The sequence below is a fragment of the Vibrio sp. FF266 genome, assembly GCF_041439695.1.
Lineage (GTDB): Bacteria > Pseudomonadota > Gammaproteobacteria > Enterobacterales > Vibrionaceae > Vibrio > Vibrio tasmaniensis_A.
The window spans coordinates 1-17501 of the sequence record NZ_JBGOOO010000030.1 but is presented as its reverse complement, the minus strand read 5'-3'; the positions used below and the strand labels follow the sequence as shown (position 1 = coordinate 17501).

Annotated in this window: 18 protein-coding genes and 2 pseudogenes; 8 read left to right on the top strand and 12 right to left on the bottom strand. The window is 40.4% G+C overall.

The features are described 5' to 3' along the window. Positions 1-95 precede the first annotated feature (95 nt). The 8 genes from ACED59_RS18535 to ACED59_RS18500 form a co-directional block, all read right to left on the bottom strand. A complete protein-coding gene (locus tag ACED59_RS18535) occupies positions 96-2600 on the bottom strand; it encodes a VirB4 family type IV secretion system protein (RefSeq protein ID WP_371705105.1) in 2505 nt (834 codons plus the stop codon). Continuing rightward, a complete protein-coding gene (locus ACED59_RS18530; RefSeq protein ID WP_017098001.1) occupies positions 2601-2930 on the bottom strand; it encodes a hypothetical protein in 330 nt (109 codons plus the stop codon). Continuing rightward, on the bottom strand, positions 2905-3276 hold the full coding sequence (locus ACED59_RS18525; protein ID WP_371705104.1) for a hypothetical protein: 372 nt from the start codon (positions 3274-3276) through the stop codon (positions 2905-2907). The genes ACED59_RS18530 and ACED59_RS18525 overlap by 26 nt, the downstream gene beginning before the upstream one ends. Continuing rightward, positions 3260-3550, bottom strand: coding sequence for a hypothetical protein (locus ACED59_RS18520; RefSeq protein WP_371705103.1), 291 nt, complete (start codon positions 3548-3550; stop codon positions 3260-3262). Before ACED59_RS18520 ends, ACED59_RS18525 begins: the two co-directional genes overlap by 17 nt. Before the next feature lie 8 nt (positions 3551-3558). After that, positions 3559-3726, bottom strand: a complete 168-nt coding sequence (locus tag ACED59_RS18515) for a hypothetical protein (RefSeq protein WP_165918462.1) — start codon at positions 3724-3726, stop codon at positions 3559-3561. Further along, the gene (locus tag ACED59_RS18510; RefSeq protein WP_371705102.1) at positions 3723-3890 is read right to left on the bottom strand and encodes a hypothetical protein; all 168 of its coding nucleotides are present in this window, start codon (positions 3888-3890) and stop codon (positions 3723-3725) included. The genes ACED59_RS18515 and ACED59_RS18510 overlap by 4 nt, the downstream gene beginning before the upstream one ends. A 13-nt stretch (positions 3891-3903) precedes the next feature. Next, the gene (locus tag ACED59_RS18505; protein ID WP_017098006.1) at positions 3904-4275 is read right to left on the bottom strand and encodes a hypothetical protein; all 372 of its coding nucleotides are present in this window, start codon (positions 4273-4275) and stop codon (positions 3904-3906) included. Between the two features lie 357 nt (positions 4276-4632). Then, positions 4633-4833, bottom strand: coding sequence for a TraY domain-containing protein (locus ACED59_RS18500; RefSeq protein WP_017096185.1), 201 nt, complete (start codon positions 4831-4833; stop codon positions 4633-4635). A 148-nt stretch (positions 4834-4981) separates the two neighbouring features. On the opposite strand from ACED59_RS18500, the gene ACED59_RS18495 reads away from it, so the two are divergent. Together ACED59_RS18495 and ACED59_RS18490 are read left to right on the top strand one after the other, a co-directional pair. Then, a complete protein-coding gene (locus ACED59_RS18495; RefSeq protein WP_017096186.1) occupies positions 4982-5602 on the top strand; it encodes an XRE family transcriptional regulator in 621 nt (206 codons plus the stop codon). A gap of 427 nt (positions 5603-6029) precedes the next feature. Continuing rightward, positions 6030-6533, top strand: a complete 504-nt coding sequence (locus tag ACED59_RS18490; protein ID WP_017096188.1) for a hypothetical protein — start codon at positions 6030-6032, stop codon at positions 6531-6533. Positions 6534-7472: 939 nt separating this feature from the next. On the opposite strand, the pseudogene ACED59_RS18485 reads toward ACED59_RS18490, so the two are convergent. Beyond that, positions 7473-7749: pseudogene (locus ACED59_RS18485) on the bottom strand (transposase zinc-binding domain-containing protein); the annotation flags it as partial. Positions 7750-8038: 289 nt separating this feature from the next. Here ACED59_RS18485 and ACED59_RS18480 point away from each other — a divergent pair. The 4 genes from ACED59_RS18480 to ACED59_RS18465 all read left to right on the top strand — a co-directional run bounded on the left by ACED59_RS18480 (position 8039) and on the right by ACED59_RS18465 (position 13562). Continuing rightward, positions 8039-9706: a DUF262 domain-containing protein gene (locus tag ACED59_RS18480; protein WP_017096189.1), complete on the top strand. Its 1668-nt coding sequence runs from the start codon at positions 8039-8041 to the stop codon at positions 9704-9706. Beyond that, entirely contained in the window at positions 9707-11692 is a 1986-nt protein-coding gene (locus ACED59_RS18475; protein ID WP_017096190.1) for a DUF262 domain-containing protein, read from the top strand. 711 nt (positions 11693-12403) lie between these two features. Continuing rightward, entirely contained in the window at positions 12404-12799 is a 396-nt protein-coding gene (locus ACED59_RS18470) for a hypothetical protein (RefSeq protein WP_139137213.1), read from the top strand. Positions 12800-13022: 223 nt separating this feature from the next. Next, positions 13023-13562, top strand: coding sequence for a recombinase family protein (locus ACED59_RS18465; RefSeq protein WP_102554054.1), 540 nt, complete (start codon positions 13023-13025; stop codon positions 13560-13562). Between the two features lie 50 nt (positions 13563-13612). Here the strand turns inward: ACED59_RS18465 and ACED59_RS18460 are convergent, their stop codons facing one another. Next, positions 13613-13894 (bottom strand): type II toxin-antitoxin system YafQ family toxin, encoded by a 282-nt coding sequence (locus ACED59_RS18460; RefSeq protein ID WP_017096583.1) that lies wholly within the window; start codon positions 13892-13894, stop codon positions 13613-13615. Beyond that, a complete protein-coding gene (locus tag ACED59_RS18455) occupies positions 13881-14147 on the bottom strand; it encodes a type II toxin-antitoxin system RelB/DinJ family antitoxin (protein WP_032499570.1) in 267 nt (88 codons plus the stop codon). Before ACED59_RS18455 ends, ACED59_RS18460 begins: the two co-directional genes overlap by 14 nt. Before the next feature lie 386 nt (positions 14148-14533). Between ACED59_RS18455 and ACED59_RS18450 the strand changes: the two genes are divergently transcribed. Next, a protein-coding gene (locus tag ACED59_RS18450; RefSeq protein ID WP_371705101.1) for an IS3 family transposase occupies positions 14534-16065 on the top strand; the annotation gives its coding sequence in 2 pieces (ribosomal slippage) (positions 14534-14987 and positions 14987-16065; 1533 coding nt in all). Between the two features lie 52 nt (positions 16066-16117). After that, positions 16118-17065 (top strand): annotated as a pseudogene (locus ACED59_RS18445) (DUF4238 domain-containing protein); the annotation flags it as partial. Between the two features lie 284 nt (positions 17066-17349). Here the strand turns inward: ACED59_RS18445 and ACED59_RS18440 are convergent. Continuing rightward, positions 17350-17501 (bottom strand): transposase domain-containing protein (locus tag ACED59_RS18440; protein ID WP_371731373.1); only part of this gene is annotated, 152 nt, incomplete at its 5' end.

The window sequence follows — 17501 nt, the reverse complement described above, 5'->3', positions numbered from 1 at the left end:
GACCACCGGAAACCCCGATGCGTGGGAGGGAGAAGAAAAACCAAGGACGCTGCTGACCAGCAGCGCCATAGGGGTGTATTTCATAATAACGTTCCTTACTTTAGGTTGAGCTCCTCACAAAGGCGGTCAATGGCCACGTCCACATCGTCCTCCTGTGCAAACACCGCTTGCGCGCGAGCCGCTTCATGAGGTCTGGAGGTGGCGATCACATATTGCTCCGGCTCAACAAACAGGTTAATGACTTTGGCAATGCCCTTATCGGGCTGCTTAATGAACGCTTGTTGCTTCGGAATGAGGGATTGAATGGCATCGAGCTCTGCGGGTTTGAGCATCGGAAAAGCGTGTTGATACTCTTCACGGCTCATTTCAGGGTCGGCCATAAACCAAAAGGTCGTCGCGGCGCTTCGCAGCGTGCTCCACTCTTCCAAATCACTGTAGTGTTTCGGACTTTGCGTCCAAAACCCCATGCCGCCGCCATGCTTAAACCACGTTCGTGCTTTCGCAATGGCAAACTCGGCTGCCCCTTTTTGAGACAATACGTATTGGCATTCATCGATTTCAAAAAATTTAGGCACGCTGCGGTGCTTGGCATTCTCAAAGAGACGAACGCTACGAAAAAAGATTTCCGTATTCACCAACTCCGCAAGCTTAGGCGAATCCTTTACCCCTTCGGTGTTGTACACCGAGTACGGCTTATCTATCGCCCCGATGGCGTCCACATCGTTATCAAACAAGTTCCCGTAAATACCCCCGCGCTTAAATTTGGCGAGTTTTTCATGCAGAGACGGTGGGCACTTACCCATCATCGCAGAAAAACTGCCCAGCTTGCCGGTTTGCGCCATGGTGTGAATGATGGCCTCTTCAAGCTTAGGCTGCTCAATGGCCGTTAAGGTTTGAAGTTCTACACTGTCATTGAGTAACAGCATGCCTTGAATCAATCCCAGCATATGACGAACAAAGACGTCATCCCCTGCCCCAACGCTCATCGAGAAAGGATTGAACCCCTTTGAGGTACTGGCGTCCTTTAAGCAAAAGAGACCGGCGTCATCTTTAAAAAAGTGCGCCAGAGGCTCACTCCCTGCATCAATATCGAGCGCACAATAACGCCCGCCCAGTTTGACAAAGTGATTGGCCACACACTGCTTGAGAAAGGTCTTACCGCTTCGCGTCGGACCTGTCCCCAGCACCAGGCACTTGTCACCAATGAAGGGCGTATAATGAAAAGGCACCCCATCGTCACTCTCAAAGACATAGAGCGCTTCCTCTTGCTTGTTACCCAGTTCAAAAGTCGGAAAGCCTTCATGACTGCGAAAAAACAGCGATAACGCGGCGGCTTGGCTCGCATTCAAATCACAATGACGAATGGGCGTTTCATTCGCCCCTAATAGCATCGAACGGTGGGCGTGTACCAGTCCTTGGGTCTCCCATAACAAAGAGAAGTCTGAGTTTTCCAAGAGCGCATTCATGGTTTTCACTTGAGCGTCCAAGCGCGCTCGGTCAGTATCAAACACCACCACATAAGAGAGCCACGAACCGTATTTATCATCGTCACGACTCATGCGGTCTAAATCAAGGAGTACCGCGTTGAGATGAGGGTTGGTTTGCAATCGCTGCAACACGGCGCCAGAGCCGACGTCGCCTTTCATTAAATCGGTGAAGCGAGTTTGAGAGCGAAACAACGCGTCTTCTTCGTCTTTGAGCATCGCGCGCTTTTGCTGCTTGGAGTACGGCGCAAAACGCGTAAAAAAGAGGTAATTGCCTTTTTCAGAGACCGGCCTTGCATCACTTGCCCATGCGCACTCTGGCGTGTGTGTCATCCCCACACCTTGCACGGCCGCGATGCGCGCATACACGGTGTGCTGATGAGACAGTTTGAGGTAATCCACGCCTTCAATGTGCACACCCGCCACATCCCCCGTCGCTAAGCGTGCATCCCAATCTTGACTAGGCGCATGCCGCGCATGTTGATTCAGATAACAAGACTCCAACGTCAGCAAGGCTTGTTGAAAATGAAATAACAGGCTCGCATTCAAACGCGGATTGTCCAGCGAACAAAACGACAATCCCAGCGAGAGCGACGACAACACATCGTCTAGCTGGCTGATTTGTTCAATCAGCGCCCGCTCATCAAATAACGCGCCTTCTCGATACGATAAGGCTTGCTTCAATGTGCGGCGTTTATCTTTGTTGAAGACGGCTTGAAGGCACAAGGTCACAAACTCGCGACCCATATCGGTATAGTCGGTTAACTCATGCAGTTCAACCACCCACACCAAGCGCGATTGATACAGCTCACGTTGGGTATTTAAAAACTGGGCTCGCCTTGAAGACACCAATTGAGCACGAGGGTTATCTCGATGTTCAAACGATAAAGGGGGGCATCGGTAATGAACGTAGTATTGTGAAAACGTCACCTCAAAAGGTAACCGTTGGATCACGTTACGGAGCAACGTCGTGATGGCGGTTTTTTCGGTGGGATTCAATAAAGCTGGCTCGACACCCGACAATTCAATCGCCCCGAGTGCGCCCCCACGATAGGTTAAGACGGTCGATTCATCGACCGCCCCATAGGTTTGAATAGATTGATTGGCCGCTTGCATTTAGAACCCTTTGAGCCAGGTAATGACGAGGCTTAAACTGAACAGAGCAATCGCCCCCACACACACTCGAAACAACCACGCTAAAGCCTCTCCCCCCGCTTTTGGGGCGATAACCCATAGGAAGATGGCACCGGCTGCCGACATGAAGATGACAAATAAGGTGCCCGTGCCCCCTAGAAAATCGACCACTTCTTGTAAAAAGTTGGCAAATTTAGCAAACACACCACTGCCCCCTCCGCCCAGAGAGACGGACGCGTGCGCCTGAGCTGAAATCAGCATTGAACCCAGCAGCCAGTAAACCGCATTAATTTTTTTTTGAACGTTTATCATGTTGATGTTTCCATTGTTGGTAAGGCATGACACCACGTTGAGTCATGATGAACATGCGTTTTTTCAGTAAGGTTTCTTTGGTGAATTGGCCAAAATAGGCGTGTAGCCACAGCTCCCACGCCCGAAGGTCGTGTTTGTGCGCCCATCGAAGGGGCGAAAAAATCACGACACAGCAAAGGCCGCCTATCAAGAGCCCCAACAGCCACCCTAAGTGCACCAGTGCAAGCAGCAGCAAAAAGCCACCACACAAGGCCGCTAAAGCAAAAATTTTCAGAGGGAGGCCAAAGAGAATGACTTCTTGTTGTTTGTGGGCGTGTTGAAGTTTGGGGTTATCCGCGTGTTTCAATGAGGTGTCCCTCCTGCCAACGGTGATACGGGTTGCCAGCATTGGCGGCTTTATCTTCATCAAGCGCCGTGAGTATCGGCTCAGGCATCGAGATGCCAAAGCGAGCCAATACAATCAGGAAAACATCAAAAGATTTAGGATGAGGGTCATCTTCAAACAAGTTTGAGTATTGCAACTCATCGCTTTTTTCAATGACAAGAAAGAAACCTTGCAGTGGCCTATCCCAACCACAAAGCACGTGATAACCACGAGCATTAAAAGAATGTTGTGACATAACGCGTCCTACCTGTGACTCAAGCGGTCTTGAATGTCTTTATTTCCCACCACATACAACCCATCTTCCAGTTCTAAACCCGCAGCTTTAAGCTCTTCTCGGATCTCAATCTGACGTCTAGCGGCGCAGCGGCGAGCCTGTTGTTCTGCTGACTCTTTTTTACTCTGTGTCTTCATGCTTTCTCCATTTGGTCAGCCGCGTAATTCGCCGTTTGAGCGAGCACTCGGCACGTCTGAGATAATGCCCCTTGCTCTGCCGGTGTTAAACGCTCACCGTCGACAGGGATAGCGGTCTGTTCAATGACGTCAACCCAAAACTTGAGCTCTTGAATGAGGGTCATTTCTTTCTCCTTATCACGCTAAAGACAACAATGAATCGCTCGCATACTTCAAACCACGATTACGGCTCACGTGTTGTTTCCAATTTTGAGGGGTCATGGTGGTGTTATTGAGTTTACGGTAACGTTTTTTGCGCGCGTTATTTGAGGTAGGGAGAGTGAGACGATTGACTGATTGTGCTTGTTTTTGAACGGCAACGATATGAACGCCCTTCCAATAGAAAGGAAAGGGGAAGCGCCCAGTAAAAGAGAGCAAGGCGGCAAACGCAATGTGTTCACACCCAACCGTACCCAGCTTTTTTACGCTGATAAAATCACCTTGTTCAACAAAGCGACCTAACAAATTAACCGCATCATCTTCACTACAATATCCGTACACAATCTGCATGTTCACACTCCTTTTAGGACATTGTTTTGGTCTTTAAAAAGAACAAAACAATGGGCTCTCTTTCAAGAGCCGTGCTACAAACTGGCTTGAGCATTCTTGTAGTAGAATGCGCACATCCAAGGGATGTGGTGTCTGGTATTCCCAAGTAACTCTGTTTCACCACTCAACCAGCACGCTTAATTGAGTAGAAAAACAGCCTTGGACGTCGCCCCAGATAAGGCTCCTGAATTTGTTAGGCATATTACGCACGCCTGCGCCCCTCTGCGGCGCTTTTTGCAGTAGTGAAGGCAGCCCACCTTCGAGTCTCATGATGAGACTTCACTCCTAATCTGAACTCACACAAGGAGCGAGATAAAACTAGATTTTGTCGAGCCCATTATCGGGAGACAAAATGTCATTCTGCTTGTCGGTTGGTAAGCGATAAAACGCACGCAACACAAACAGAGCTTCAATTCGTTTGCTTCGACCATAGGCCGATGCTGACCCTTCCAAGCGAATATTGGTCTCATGATCGAGTGCCACGGTTAGCTGGGTACTTTTGCTAATTTCTTGTTTCATAAAAACTCTATCCATACCTGATCATTTGATCAGTGTGGTGAATAATAAATCAGTAAAACACACAAATCAAGACAAACGTACCTAAAATCAAGACGTATGTATTGAAAACAAATGAGATCATACTTCAAAATATTACGTATGCAGATTAATGATGAATACTGTTGGTAAGAAGATAGAAAAACTAAGAAACAACGCTAAATTAACAAAAGAAGCCTTAGCGAAAAAAATAAGAGTTTCGCCTGGAGCTATATCCAAATGGGAATTGGAAATTTCAAAACCCAAAGCTGAGAGCGCTCAAAAACTAGCAGAGTATTTTAAGGTCACCCTCGCGTCTTTGATGACGGATGGCTCAAACCTAAAAACACAACCTCAGATGGTATCGATACCTTACTTCAAATACATATCAGCAGCAGCCGGAGCTGGTGATATTCCTTTTTTAGAAGAAGCTGAGGAACTATTCATTCAAGAAAGCTTAATCAAAAAGCCACATGACACTATTGCCGTAAAAGTAAGTGGTGATTCAATGGAACCTTCTTACACTAATGGATCTATAGTATTTGTTGATCGATCTATAACAGAGATCTCAGATGGAAGTGTTTATGTTTTTGTACATGATGGAATGGTTAGGCTAAAAGAACTAGAAAACACTCCTAAAGGGCTAAAATTAAAAAGTCATAATTCAAGGTACAAAACAGAAGAGATCGAGTGTGAGTATTCAAACGTAAAAGTGATTGGGGAAGCTTGTGGAAAACTACAAATGTCCTGCTAAATAACACTTTTGTACTTTCATCTAATTAAATATATACATACGAAAATCTGAAGCCTATAATTACTCTAGTTTTGAAGTAAAGTGCATTACATAGCACGTTACTACATAGCCTTTTATGTAGTGTATTTTTCAAAATTAGAATGTGTTAGACCTCCAATCTAACTATATAGCATTTGCAAAAAAGCTAAATCTCCGCAAGGGTTTAGCTTTTTTTGTATCTGAAATAAATGTTTGATCTTCTTATTGAATCTGATTATAGTTAATTCTAGCTTGGAGTGGAATCTAAGCAAACCTTTAACTTGCGGAATCAAAACCATGAAAAATCAACCTAGTTGCATTCTGCAACTCATTCAAAATAGACACAGCCTGTATTCACATTCAACCAATGTTCAAACACATTTATGGTCGGATGTAGAAGGTATGTGTCATGACCTCATCTAATCAAACCCTCAAGTTTCTCGAACATCACAACCAACTGACTGATGCAGTTGCTTGCGATGAAAGCATCCCAGCAGATGAGAAGTCTTTATTGATTGCTATATCCACCTTTTACAACCTTTCTAATCAATGCGCGTTCCCAAGCCGAAAGCAGATCGCCGCAAGAATGGGGCGTTGCGTCAATTACGTCACCGAATTAATCAGTAAAGCAAAAAAATCCGGACGACTAATATCAACCGCTCAATTCGTTCTGATTGAAGGCGAGTCTGCACCTCGACAAATTGCTAACAAGTACGAGTTTGTCCTTGAGAAGTTTGGACTCTTCTACAGCAAAGCAAAGGCAATGCTCAACCGTAACCTAAGAAAGAAGAGTAAAGAAAGCAAAGCAACTCAACAAGCAGCTTCTTCTAGAGTTGATCATATCAATCAGCTTCTCGATGAAGCCCAGATTTCTGATATACCAGAATGGGAAGATTACACTCCTCCTGAATAACCCCTTTAAATTTCATTCATACCGTTAGTTTGGTAGGACTCAATACACCTGGAATAAATCCAGTGTGATCTTCTTCTCAAAATACGATTCATCACCATACCCATTAAGTAAAAATTCCTCTGAAATTCCTATCACAATCGTCAAAAACTCATAGATCTCCTACCCCCTAAAGATTTTATTACATGGATTCCTAAAGAATTATTGAAAGGGAACCCTACAGAGAAACAGGTAAGCAAAACAAAAGAATTAATAGACATAAGAATTAATAGACAAAAAGGGTTCTTTACTCAGATTTGAGTGTGGGGAACTTTCGTGAGGAACGAGCGAATAGTTATCCATCACCCAAATCCGACAAGCGTAGCGCGTCAGTTCAGTACGTATGTTTAACTTGATCGATCTATAAAAGAAGTCGCTTTACAGTGACAGTGCCATAGAAAAAGATTTGCGATATTCCGCTTGCTCACCCTCCGACTGGCTACGCCAGCTACGGGATTGCGCCGAGCAGATGAATAGAAAGCAATCTGTTTTGTGAACTTAGTTGTCTATTGGTCTTTATGTGAGTGATTGCATTTTATCGATTTGATAATGTGTACTTATTGATTTTTTTATGAGGGTGATAAATGGAATTTTGGTTATTTGTTTTAGTCGTAGTTGGATTCTTTATGTGGAACTCTGCACGTATAAAACGGAATTGGGAAAGTTGGCCAACCGTTGATGCTTACATTGATAACTATAATCCGACTAAAGGAAGAGGGATCTCATGCCATAAATGTGGTTCACATAATATATGGGAAACCGGCTTTGGGAAGGTTGATAGTAATATGCGTATACATTACTGCAAGCAATGTAAAACTAATCTATATCGAACTAGTCGATAGGGCATTTAAATCTGTGTCAGAAAGGTATCTGATATAACTGTTAACTTAGTGGCTAGTGCTACCACTGCCACTCAGGAAAGACATGTTGTTGCTTTCGTATCCACGGCTCTGTCGCTTTAATGCCACAACTGCTGAAAAAGCGAGATTTATACGTTTGGTGAATGTATTTGTGATGAGTGCAGTTAGCATAACTGCATCGATACTCTTTAGATCCAAAAGCGGCGGTACTCCAAACGAGCATCTTGGTGACGTTTGAAAGTTTTCCGATGTTTATTAGGGTAGCTCAGCCAATTATCGTTAGTATTGAAGAGTTTTTTAATGGGCTTATTCGGATACATGGCCTATAGGATAAACGATTCATGCAAAGCACCCTAGAAGGTTGAGTCTCTTTGTTTTCGGCCGTAGGCCGCTCAGGCGACACCGTCGCCGGTTCTCTATCATATTGATAAAAAAGATATTGTAGTCACAAAAACAACCTTAGATTTGTCCCCAAAAAAACTAAAGGGTATTATGGTGCTAGTTGTTTCATATTTTCGATATGAACCCCTCTTCATTTAGATTGCATAAGGCTACTATCTAGGAGAGGTTTTAATCACTATTATAAGAATATTAGCAAAGGGTCATTTAATGGATAACCTTCTGACGCTCAAGACAATAAATGAAATTAGAGATATAGACTTTTATATACCATCGTACCAGAGAGGGTATCGTTGGACACCTAAAGAGGTTAGGGACCTACTAAACGACATTTCTGAGTTTCGGCCTAGGTTCGTTAATGATGATAATGAAAAAACGTGGTATTGCTTACAACCAATAGTTGTTAAAAAGAAAGATAATGAACAGTATGAAGTTATTGATGGGCAACAGCGTTTAACAACAATATATTTAATACTACATTTCTTGAATAGCCGATTTGTAGAACCAGAAAAACTATTTAGATTGGGTTATGAGACAAGAGAAAATTCAACCAACTTTCTTATCAACCTAGATAAAGGAACTTCAGATAATAGTAATATTGACTTTTACTATATATCTAATGCGTATAAAACAATTTGTGACTGGTTTGATGAACAAATAAATTTTGATATTAATGATTTTGAATCAAGATTTAAATTTAATTCAAAAGTTATTTGGTATGAGAGCAATGAAGATAACTCGATATCAATATTTACTAGGATTAATATAGGGAAAATTCCTCTAACAAACTCAGAGTTAATAAAAGCACTATTCTTAAATAGTTCAAACTTTGATAATAATAAAAATGATCGAATAAGACTGAAACAACTAGAAATATCTACGGGTTGGGACCATATAGAGCATTCTTTACAAGATGATAAGTTCTGGTACTTTTTGAATGGTAATAAATCATATGTAAATAGAATAGAGTTTATATTTGAACTTATGAACGACGAAAAAGATGAAACAGATAATTATTCAACCTTTAGGTTTTTCAATAAGAAATTCAAAAATAAAAACCAAGAAACTATAGAAAAGAATTGGCTGGAAATAAAAAGATATTTTCAGCGATTTCAGGAATGGTTTGAAGAACGAGAGTTATACCATAAGATTGGCTACTTAATTTCAGTAGATGCTATTACTATTAAAGATCTTTACGAGAAATCATCTAGTTTGACTAAGAATGAATTTAGAATTCTTTTGGATTATGAAATAAAAGGTGTTCTTAAGGGGGTTAACTTAGAAAACCTACAATATGGTGATAAGAAGGTGAAACCAATATTATTACTATATAATGTACTTACTATGTTGAATAATGAAAATGACAACTCGTACTTTCCTTTTGACTTGTTTAAAAATGAGCGTTGGGATATTGAACATATAACATCTATATCCGACTCTATTCCACAAAATGGAAATAATTGGTTAAAGGATGCAAAAATATTTATTGATGTAAGTGATATAGATGGTCAACAGTTAAAAGAAGAAGCTGATAATTTCGATTTTGATGTTGATGACTTTGAGATGATTTTCTTTAAAATAGTAGATCATTTCAATTCGTATTTAAAAGATACGGATATAAATGATATATCCAACCTTGCTTTATTAGATTCTGAAACGAACAGAGGATATAAGAATGCAGTGTTCCCTCTAAAAAGAAAGACTATCATTGATAGAGAAAAAAGTGGGACATTCATTCCTATTTGTACGAAAAATGTTTTTTTGAAGTATTTTAGCTCTTATCCTCCGAAAATTTCATTTTGGACACAAGATGATAGAGAGCATTACTATAAAGATCTTGAATCCGTTCTATGTGATTATATTGAGAAGGTATCATAAATGAATACTAACCAACATGAGGGTGATGTAACAAATTTTTGGGAACTATTGAGTAATCATAAAATAGAAATTCCTATTATTCAAAGAGATTATGCTCAGGGAAGAAAAGACAAAGAAGAGATTAGAAATAACTTTCTTAACGCTCTATTTGAAAGCATCACGGAGCATCACCCCATAAAATTAGACTTCATATATGGAAATTTGGAGGCTGGAATTTCTCACCCTCTAGATGGGCAGCAACGGTTAACGACACTGTTTTTATTGCATTGGTATGCAGCTGTAAAAGAGCAAGTCTTAAACAAAGCTAATATTGAGATATTAAAAAAATTTACTTATGAAACTAGGATTAGTTCCCGAGAGTTTTGTCATTCTTTAGTATCGAACAAGATAAATTTTCAATATGGATCTGATCCAAGTGAATATATTATTGATTCATCGTGGTTTTTTCTGTCTTGGAAAAAAGACCCAACCATAGACTCCATGTTACGTACAATTGATTCTATACATGAGATATTTCATGACGTAGATGATCTTTGGGAGCGTTTAACTGGAGATGAGAACCTTATTAGTTTTTACCATATAGAGCTTGAAGGTATTGGGTTGACTGATGACTTGTATATTAAGATGAATGCTAGAGGGAAATTGCTTTCATCATTTGAAAATTTTAAAGCATCATTTCAAAAACATATTAACGATCATCTTTGGGAAGGTGATGTCGATTTTGTTGATTCTTTCGCATTGAAAATTGATACTTCTTGGACTGATCTATTTTGGAACGGAGATAATCATATAAATGTAGACTCTGCATTTATTCGCTTTATTGCAACTACCATAATGTGTAGGAAATCTGTATCTAAAGCTGATAATAGAATGTCTGAGATAAGAAAGTTGCAGGATAATCCTAACCTAGTAAAACCTTCAATGTTTGATTCTGATAGTTTTGAGTACTTATGCAAAGCATTTAACAAGTACTACGAACTTAAAAAAAATAATGTGAACTTATCGATAGAGTTTCCGCTTTTCCAGCATAAACCTGATGGAGACATCTTCACTGCTATTTGCTTTGAAGCAAACAATGCATCATATACTCAGAAAGCCCTTTTTTTTGCGCAAACAGAATTTTTGCTGAAATCTAAAGATTTTAGTTTAGATGCATTTTATGATTGGATGAGAGTAATTCGGAATATTGTTTCTCGAGGGGATTTAGTGAAAACAGGTGTTAGACCTGCAATAATCCGTAGTCCTCAAACTTTTGATGGGGTTATTAATTTAATATCAGAACTTTCAGAAGGCTGTGATGATATATATGGTTACCTAAGAAGTAATAGGGTTAGGTCATATTTTCAGAAAGAACAAGTAGAAGAAGAAATTCTTAAATCAAAAATAATCAATCTAGATATTAATAATAAGAGTGTAATATTTTCTGTTGAAGATACGAACTTGTTACAAGGTAAGATTGACTTTGCTCTAAATTGCATAAACTTTAATAAAAATAATCTTTCATCATTTTCAATTGACGATTTAAAAATAGTTAAAAAAGTCATTGTAGAGAATTTCAATAGTGACTCCGATGTTTCTAACTTAATGAGGAGAGCTTTGCTTACAATTTCAAATAAGGATGGAGATTTTAGTTACTATGAATATTGGTGGTCATTTTGGAATGTGGTTAGAGCTAATAAACGTTGTCTAATTGACGGCACACTAAGAGCTCTAGAATTTTATATTTACGGAAACAATGGGGAGTACTCGATTTATTTAAAAAATCTTATTAGTAGGCTGAAAGATGATGATCTACAAGGGATTGTTGATAAATTTAAGGCACCAGAAGATATGCCGAATTGGAAAGTTCGCTTGATTAAGGAGCCTAACTTACTGGATGATAATTGTAAGTCGAATCACTTAGCAATTCCGTCAGATGAGAGTAGTTGCTTTCTATTAAAAAGCATGAGACCACGAGACATTGATGGCTGTTTCGAGGTCAAATAAGAGCGAAAAGTAGAGATAAGATAAGGTTGAATTCACTTTAACCTTATCTTTCACCAGTTCAGTTATATGATCTGTTCTAGCAAAATTGGACACCAAGTTTAGCAATTTTCCATACCTGAAGTTATTCGTGGTTTGCTTATTTTCGATTTTTTAAAACTGATTTTCGTCCAAAAATCAGTCAGCCGAGATTTGGCTCGGTAGGCTTTCGCCTTAATCATCGACGGCTCACTAAGATTGAATTTTTCGTTGATTCAGTATGAGTTTTGGTTGAATCTAAAAGATGTTGATTTTCGATGCGAGTGGACTAAAAGCTTCACAAACTTACCAGGCATTCTGGAAGCATATTTCCTTGTCAAGTGTCCGAATCCTTCGCTATGAGCGTTTTAGGCGTTCTGAGTGCTGTTTCTGACAACAAACTTGCGGATTTTACATAATAGAAATAGTGAACACACCACTTTTGGAATCCTGATGTGATCGTTCATCGTATTTCATTAAAATTTTAGATATTAAGTTTACTTGAATATTTCCAAGTGTATAATTTTAAAAGCTTATATTTGATTATTTATACTGAGAAATAATGGCATCTAAAGAACAACAGAATAAACCACAACAGCCAAGACCTATTACACCAAGTCGTGATCAAGGTCCTGGTCAGGCGAAACATGATCGCGGTACTAGTAGTGGTGGGCCTAGGAATCCTTACGAAAGAAGATGATGAAATTAAGTGATTCGAGAGAAAATTATTATACCTTTAGTGGTTCTCTAAGCTCCGTGTGTCGTCAACTTGCGTTTGCCGGTATAGCTGTTTGCTGGGTGTTCACTATAAAAAATGAAACTAGCTATATTATAGATAAGACGTTGGTTATCGCCTTAATCTCCTTTGTGGCCGGTTTGATTTTTGATCTGTTTCATTATTTCTATGCCAGTTTTGCTTGGGGCTTTTTTACTCGCTGTAAAGAGAAGGAGCTTTCTGGTCGAGATGAGCTTTTTCAAGCGCCTCTTTGGATTAATTGGCCTACCCTTTTCTTCTTTTGGCTAAAGCCTATCTCCATGATTTTGGGGTATCTGGTGTTATTTAAATTCCTTTTGAGTTACATAGCGATTTAACGTAACTGCACTTAGTGCTCACCCAAACACAAACCAACCTTTTGCTAGAAACCTTAATCATTGTTGCAATGGTTAAGGTTTTTTTAATCAATGTTCATTAAGGTGTAACTTTATGAACATTACATTTCACCCATCTCAATACTGTCCAATTAGTCTTTGAAATAGCACATGAACATGTACACTAATGTTTAATTATCTTAATGTTCATTTTAAGGGGCTTTTCATGAAAATTGGCTATGCTCGTGTCAGCACTCAAGACCAAACGCTCTATGTTCAACTTGAACAGCTTAAACATATTGGTTGTGACAAAATTTACCAAGAGCAAGCGAGCGGTAAATCCTCTGATAGAGAACAGCTTAATCTGTTGCTTGATTTTGCAAGGGAGGGAGATGTTATTCATGTTACCAAAGTCGACCGCATTGCTCGAAATACCATTGATGCTTTGCAAATTGCTGATCAACTAGCGCAAAAGAAAGCTGGTTTGGTCTTTCATGATTTGGGCGATTTAGACATCAATAGCGATGTAGGTCGAGTTATTTACACTACCATATCGGCGTTTGCTGAAATGGAAAGAAAACGAATATTACAGCGCTGTAATGAAGGAAGGGAGCGTGCACGCTCTGAAGGGAGGCATCTTGGCCGATTTCCTGACAAGATGCTTCACCAACGCATTCAAGAGCTTACAGAGCAAGGAATGAACAAGCATGCAATCAGTAAAAAGTTAGGGTGTAGTCGGACAACAGTGTATAAAGTATTAGGTTGAAGAGCTAGCGCCAACTGGAAGAGCTGAGAAAATATTAGTTCGTATTAATTTTATCCAAAGAGTTCTGAGTGGGAACCACAACGAACTAATATCAACTCTTGTGTATCCCAATCCACATCCCAGATGAGTAAAAAATCTGGCTGAATATGACACTCCATGTGCGGCTTCCAGTTGCCTTGTAATAAGTGTGGTTTATATTCATTTGGGACAGTACCAGTTTTCACCAGGTGGTTATCGATAAGATCTTTCAACATTGAGGTGTTGTAGCGTGTATTTTTAGACGCTCGTTTCAGGTCTTTTTTAAAAGAACTTTTTATTCTAATTTTTAGCACTTCTGCTACCTAAAATATCACTAAACAAATCATCAACAGAGTCATAAGTTTCATCAATAACTGATTCTTGCATCGCTTTTAAAGTATCTTGATTCGGTACTTTTAACTCAACAGGAAACTCATGACGAAGCTTCACCTGACTAAGAAAAATCCGAATTGCATCAGACATGCTCATTCCGAGTTCAGACAGGATTATCTCAGACTCATGCTTTAATTCACTAGATACTCTAGCTCTAACCATTTCAGTTTTCATTGCGTGACTCGCTTGTGCTACGTTTTAGTTAATAGTAACAAGAAGGCGGCCTAATAGCAAAATAATGGGCACCTGTTATGAATTTCAGTATGAGATACATAGTTTATTCATTGACTATGACTTCATGCCAAAGCCTCGCTACAAAACCGCCAATTGGCTATTGAGTTACAATTAGCCTGTGACTGGTTCGGCCAAGCGAGTTGACGCTCTATGATAGTGCATAAGCTGATTTCTTTTATGGCACAATAGTTACCATCAATTATCATGATACTAATGAGAATTCTATGAAGAAAGCTAATCAGTTAAAAAAAGAGCATCATTATCCCTATCTGGCAGGGTAGTTGTCACTGTTAAAATTTAACCAGTTTGGGCGATAAAGAGTAATTGTGTCTCGTATCTCAGTAGAAAGAAAAGAAGCTATCTTGAAGAAGCTATTACCTCCCTATTCGATGTCAGTGAAAGAAGTGTCGGAAGAGGAAGGAATTAGCACTGCGACCCTGTATCATTGGCGCCAGCAACTCAGAGGTTCAGGAGCCGCCGTGCCAAATAGCAACACTTCATCAGAGCAGTGGTCTGCTCAAACTAAACTCGCCATTGTTGCCGAGACTTACTCGATGACCGAAAGTGAACTCAGCCAATATTGTCGTGAAAAAGGTCTTTTCCCTGAACAAATCCAAAGTTGGCGCAGCGAATGTATGCAAGGGTTTAAGTCGAGTAAAGAGCAGGAAGCTGAAGCAAAGAAGCAGGCTAAAGCTGACAAACTTGAAATCAAAGATTTGAAGAAAGATTTACGACTCAAAGAAAAAGCACTCGCTGAAACGGCCGCCCTCTTGGTACTAAGAAAAAAGCTGAGAGCCTTTTACGGGGAAGAGCCAGAGGACGACTAACCTCAACCGATGAAAGGCAGACCATAGTGACTCTAATCCTTGAAGCGAAGCAATGCGGATGCCGTTTACAGCTAGCTTGCCATGAAGTTCAAATTGACTTGAGAACCTATCGTCGCTGGTATCAGCAAGGAGAAGTTCAAGCTGACAAAAGGCCAATATGCATCAGACCTGAGCCTGCTAACAAGCTGTCTCAGGAAGAGCGTGATGCGATTGTCGAGGTGTGTAACCGCTCTGAGTTCGCAATGCCTCCAACTCAAATCGTCCCGACACTGCTTGATAGAGGTGAGTATATCGCCTCTGAGTCGAGCTACTATCGAGTACTGAGTACGCAGGGGCAACTTCACAAGCGAGGTCGTCAGCGGAGCAGACAGAAGCAAGCGAAGCCAACCAGTTACACAGCGACGGACTCAAACCAAGTCTATACGTGGGATATCACTTACTTACCTTCAAAGGTTCGAGGCCAACACTATTACCTGTATGTCATTGAGGACATCTACAGTCGAAAAATTGTTGGTTATGAAGTGTATGAGCATGAATGCGGTGAGCTAGCGTCACAACTTCTGCAACGAACGTTGATGCGAGAGCAGTGCTTCAATCAAGCACTGGTTCTTCACTCAGATAATGGTGCGCCGATGAAGTCGTTGACGTTCAAAGCAAAAATGGAAGAGTTAGGTATTACTTCATCGTATAGTCGCCCAAGAGTCAGTGATGATAACCCGTATGTTGAGTCATTGTTCCGCACGGTAAAGTACATGCCAAGCTGGCCAACAAAGGGCTTTGAAACAATCGACAGTAGTCGAAGTTGGGTTGAAGCCTTCGTACGCTGGTACAACACGGAGCACAAGCACAGTAAGCTGAATTATGTCACGCCTTCAGAGCGTCACAATGGAAAAGATAAAGAGATCTTGAAGCGCCGAGCGGAGGTACTACTCGCTGCAAAAGAGCTAAACCCTGAACGCTGGCCTGGTGATATCAGAAACTGTGAACCTGTTGGTGACGTTCACCTAAATCCAGAAAGAGAAGCTGCTTAATAAGTAAGCAAATGATGACAACTACCTTGAAAAACACCGTTATGTTTGGGCTAACTATTTAAGAAACTGGTCAGGAACAAAAAACAAAGTCTGGTTCCGAAGCGTAAGAGGTAAGCTAGTAGAAGACAGTGTCAAGATGATTGCTAAAGAGCGTCACTTTTACCATATAAAGCCGATTACAGAAGACAATAGAAAGCTAATCAAACTAATGTCTGAAAAAAGTGATATTAGAGAAGAACATATGAATCTACTTAAGCATTTTATTCATGTTCAAAATATGGAAATTCTATACAAAAACAGCAATATTAAAAATCACGAAGCAGAAGAGGCGTTTGAAGCGCATAAACATAACTCTCTAGAGAATCTACATACTGCGTATGAACATAGTGCAGCCTATGCCTTAAAACGCATTGCCAACAAAGACTTATCTTTCTTCGATAGTACTGAGTATTCAGTAGGTTTCTTCAATTATTTAGGTCAACAGTTTGCCAGAACAAAAGCATTCAAAGACCTCGCTTTACTTGCTATGTCTAAAGGTGACTCAAAGGAATCTCAATGGATATATAAGAACTCTGATGAAAGTTGGTGGTTTCTTAGTCATATGCTTGGTGGGAATCTGGGTTTTTCAATGTATAGCACTAGGGATAATTATAAAAATTGCCTACTAGTCAATGAAACCGATATGCCGTTTATTACTTCTGACTGTCCTTCTGTCAATGTTCACCCTGAATTAAAGCAAGAATCCTTTCAGCCACCGGCAGAAGAACAATTTGACTTGTACTATCCTATTTCTCCAACCGTTGCTTATGTATATTGTAGTTCGAATCAGTTTCCTGATGGGATTTCTAAAGTAGACATAGAAACAGTAGTAAAACTGAACACAGAAACAGCTAGAGGTGCTTATATACACATCTTTGGTAACAGCGAAGAGTCGCTACAAGCCTATAAAAAGCACGTTGGAGAGCGATATGATAGAGTTCAAACCTTTGTGAACACGTAGCCATAAGCCTCTTTGCAATATTTCGTTTTTCGGATCATCCTTTGTAGAATATGTTAAATAGGCCAAATTAGGGTGGTTTTTGCAGGCTCCATTCTCTAATCGCTACGGAATGGCAGAAATCACCCAACTTCCCTCTCGATACTCACCAATTCCCACTTGAAAGTTAATTACAGAATCTCTCCGAATGTTAATGAGTTGTAACTGTTTTTTCTTTCAGCCAATATTTTATCTCTAAGCCTCAAAATGTTCGGTGTATCCGCCCCATGAACCCACGGGGCGACTTGTCAGTGTTTGAAGTTCCAAGGCAGGAGTGCGTCGATATCAGGCTCAGCTTTCGCCAGCTCTTTCATGCACTTGACCATGTAGTCGTAGAGGATAAGACCGTTGGCTTTCGCGGTCTCGATGATGCTGTAAAGCATCGCGCTCGCATCAGCAC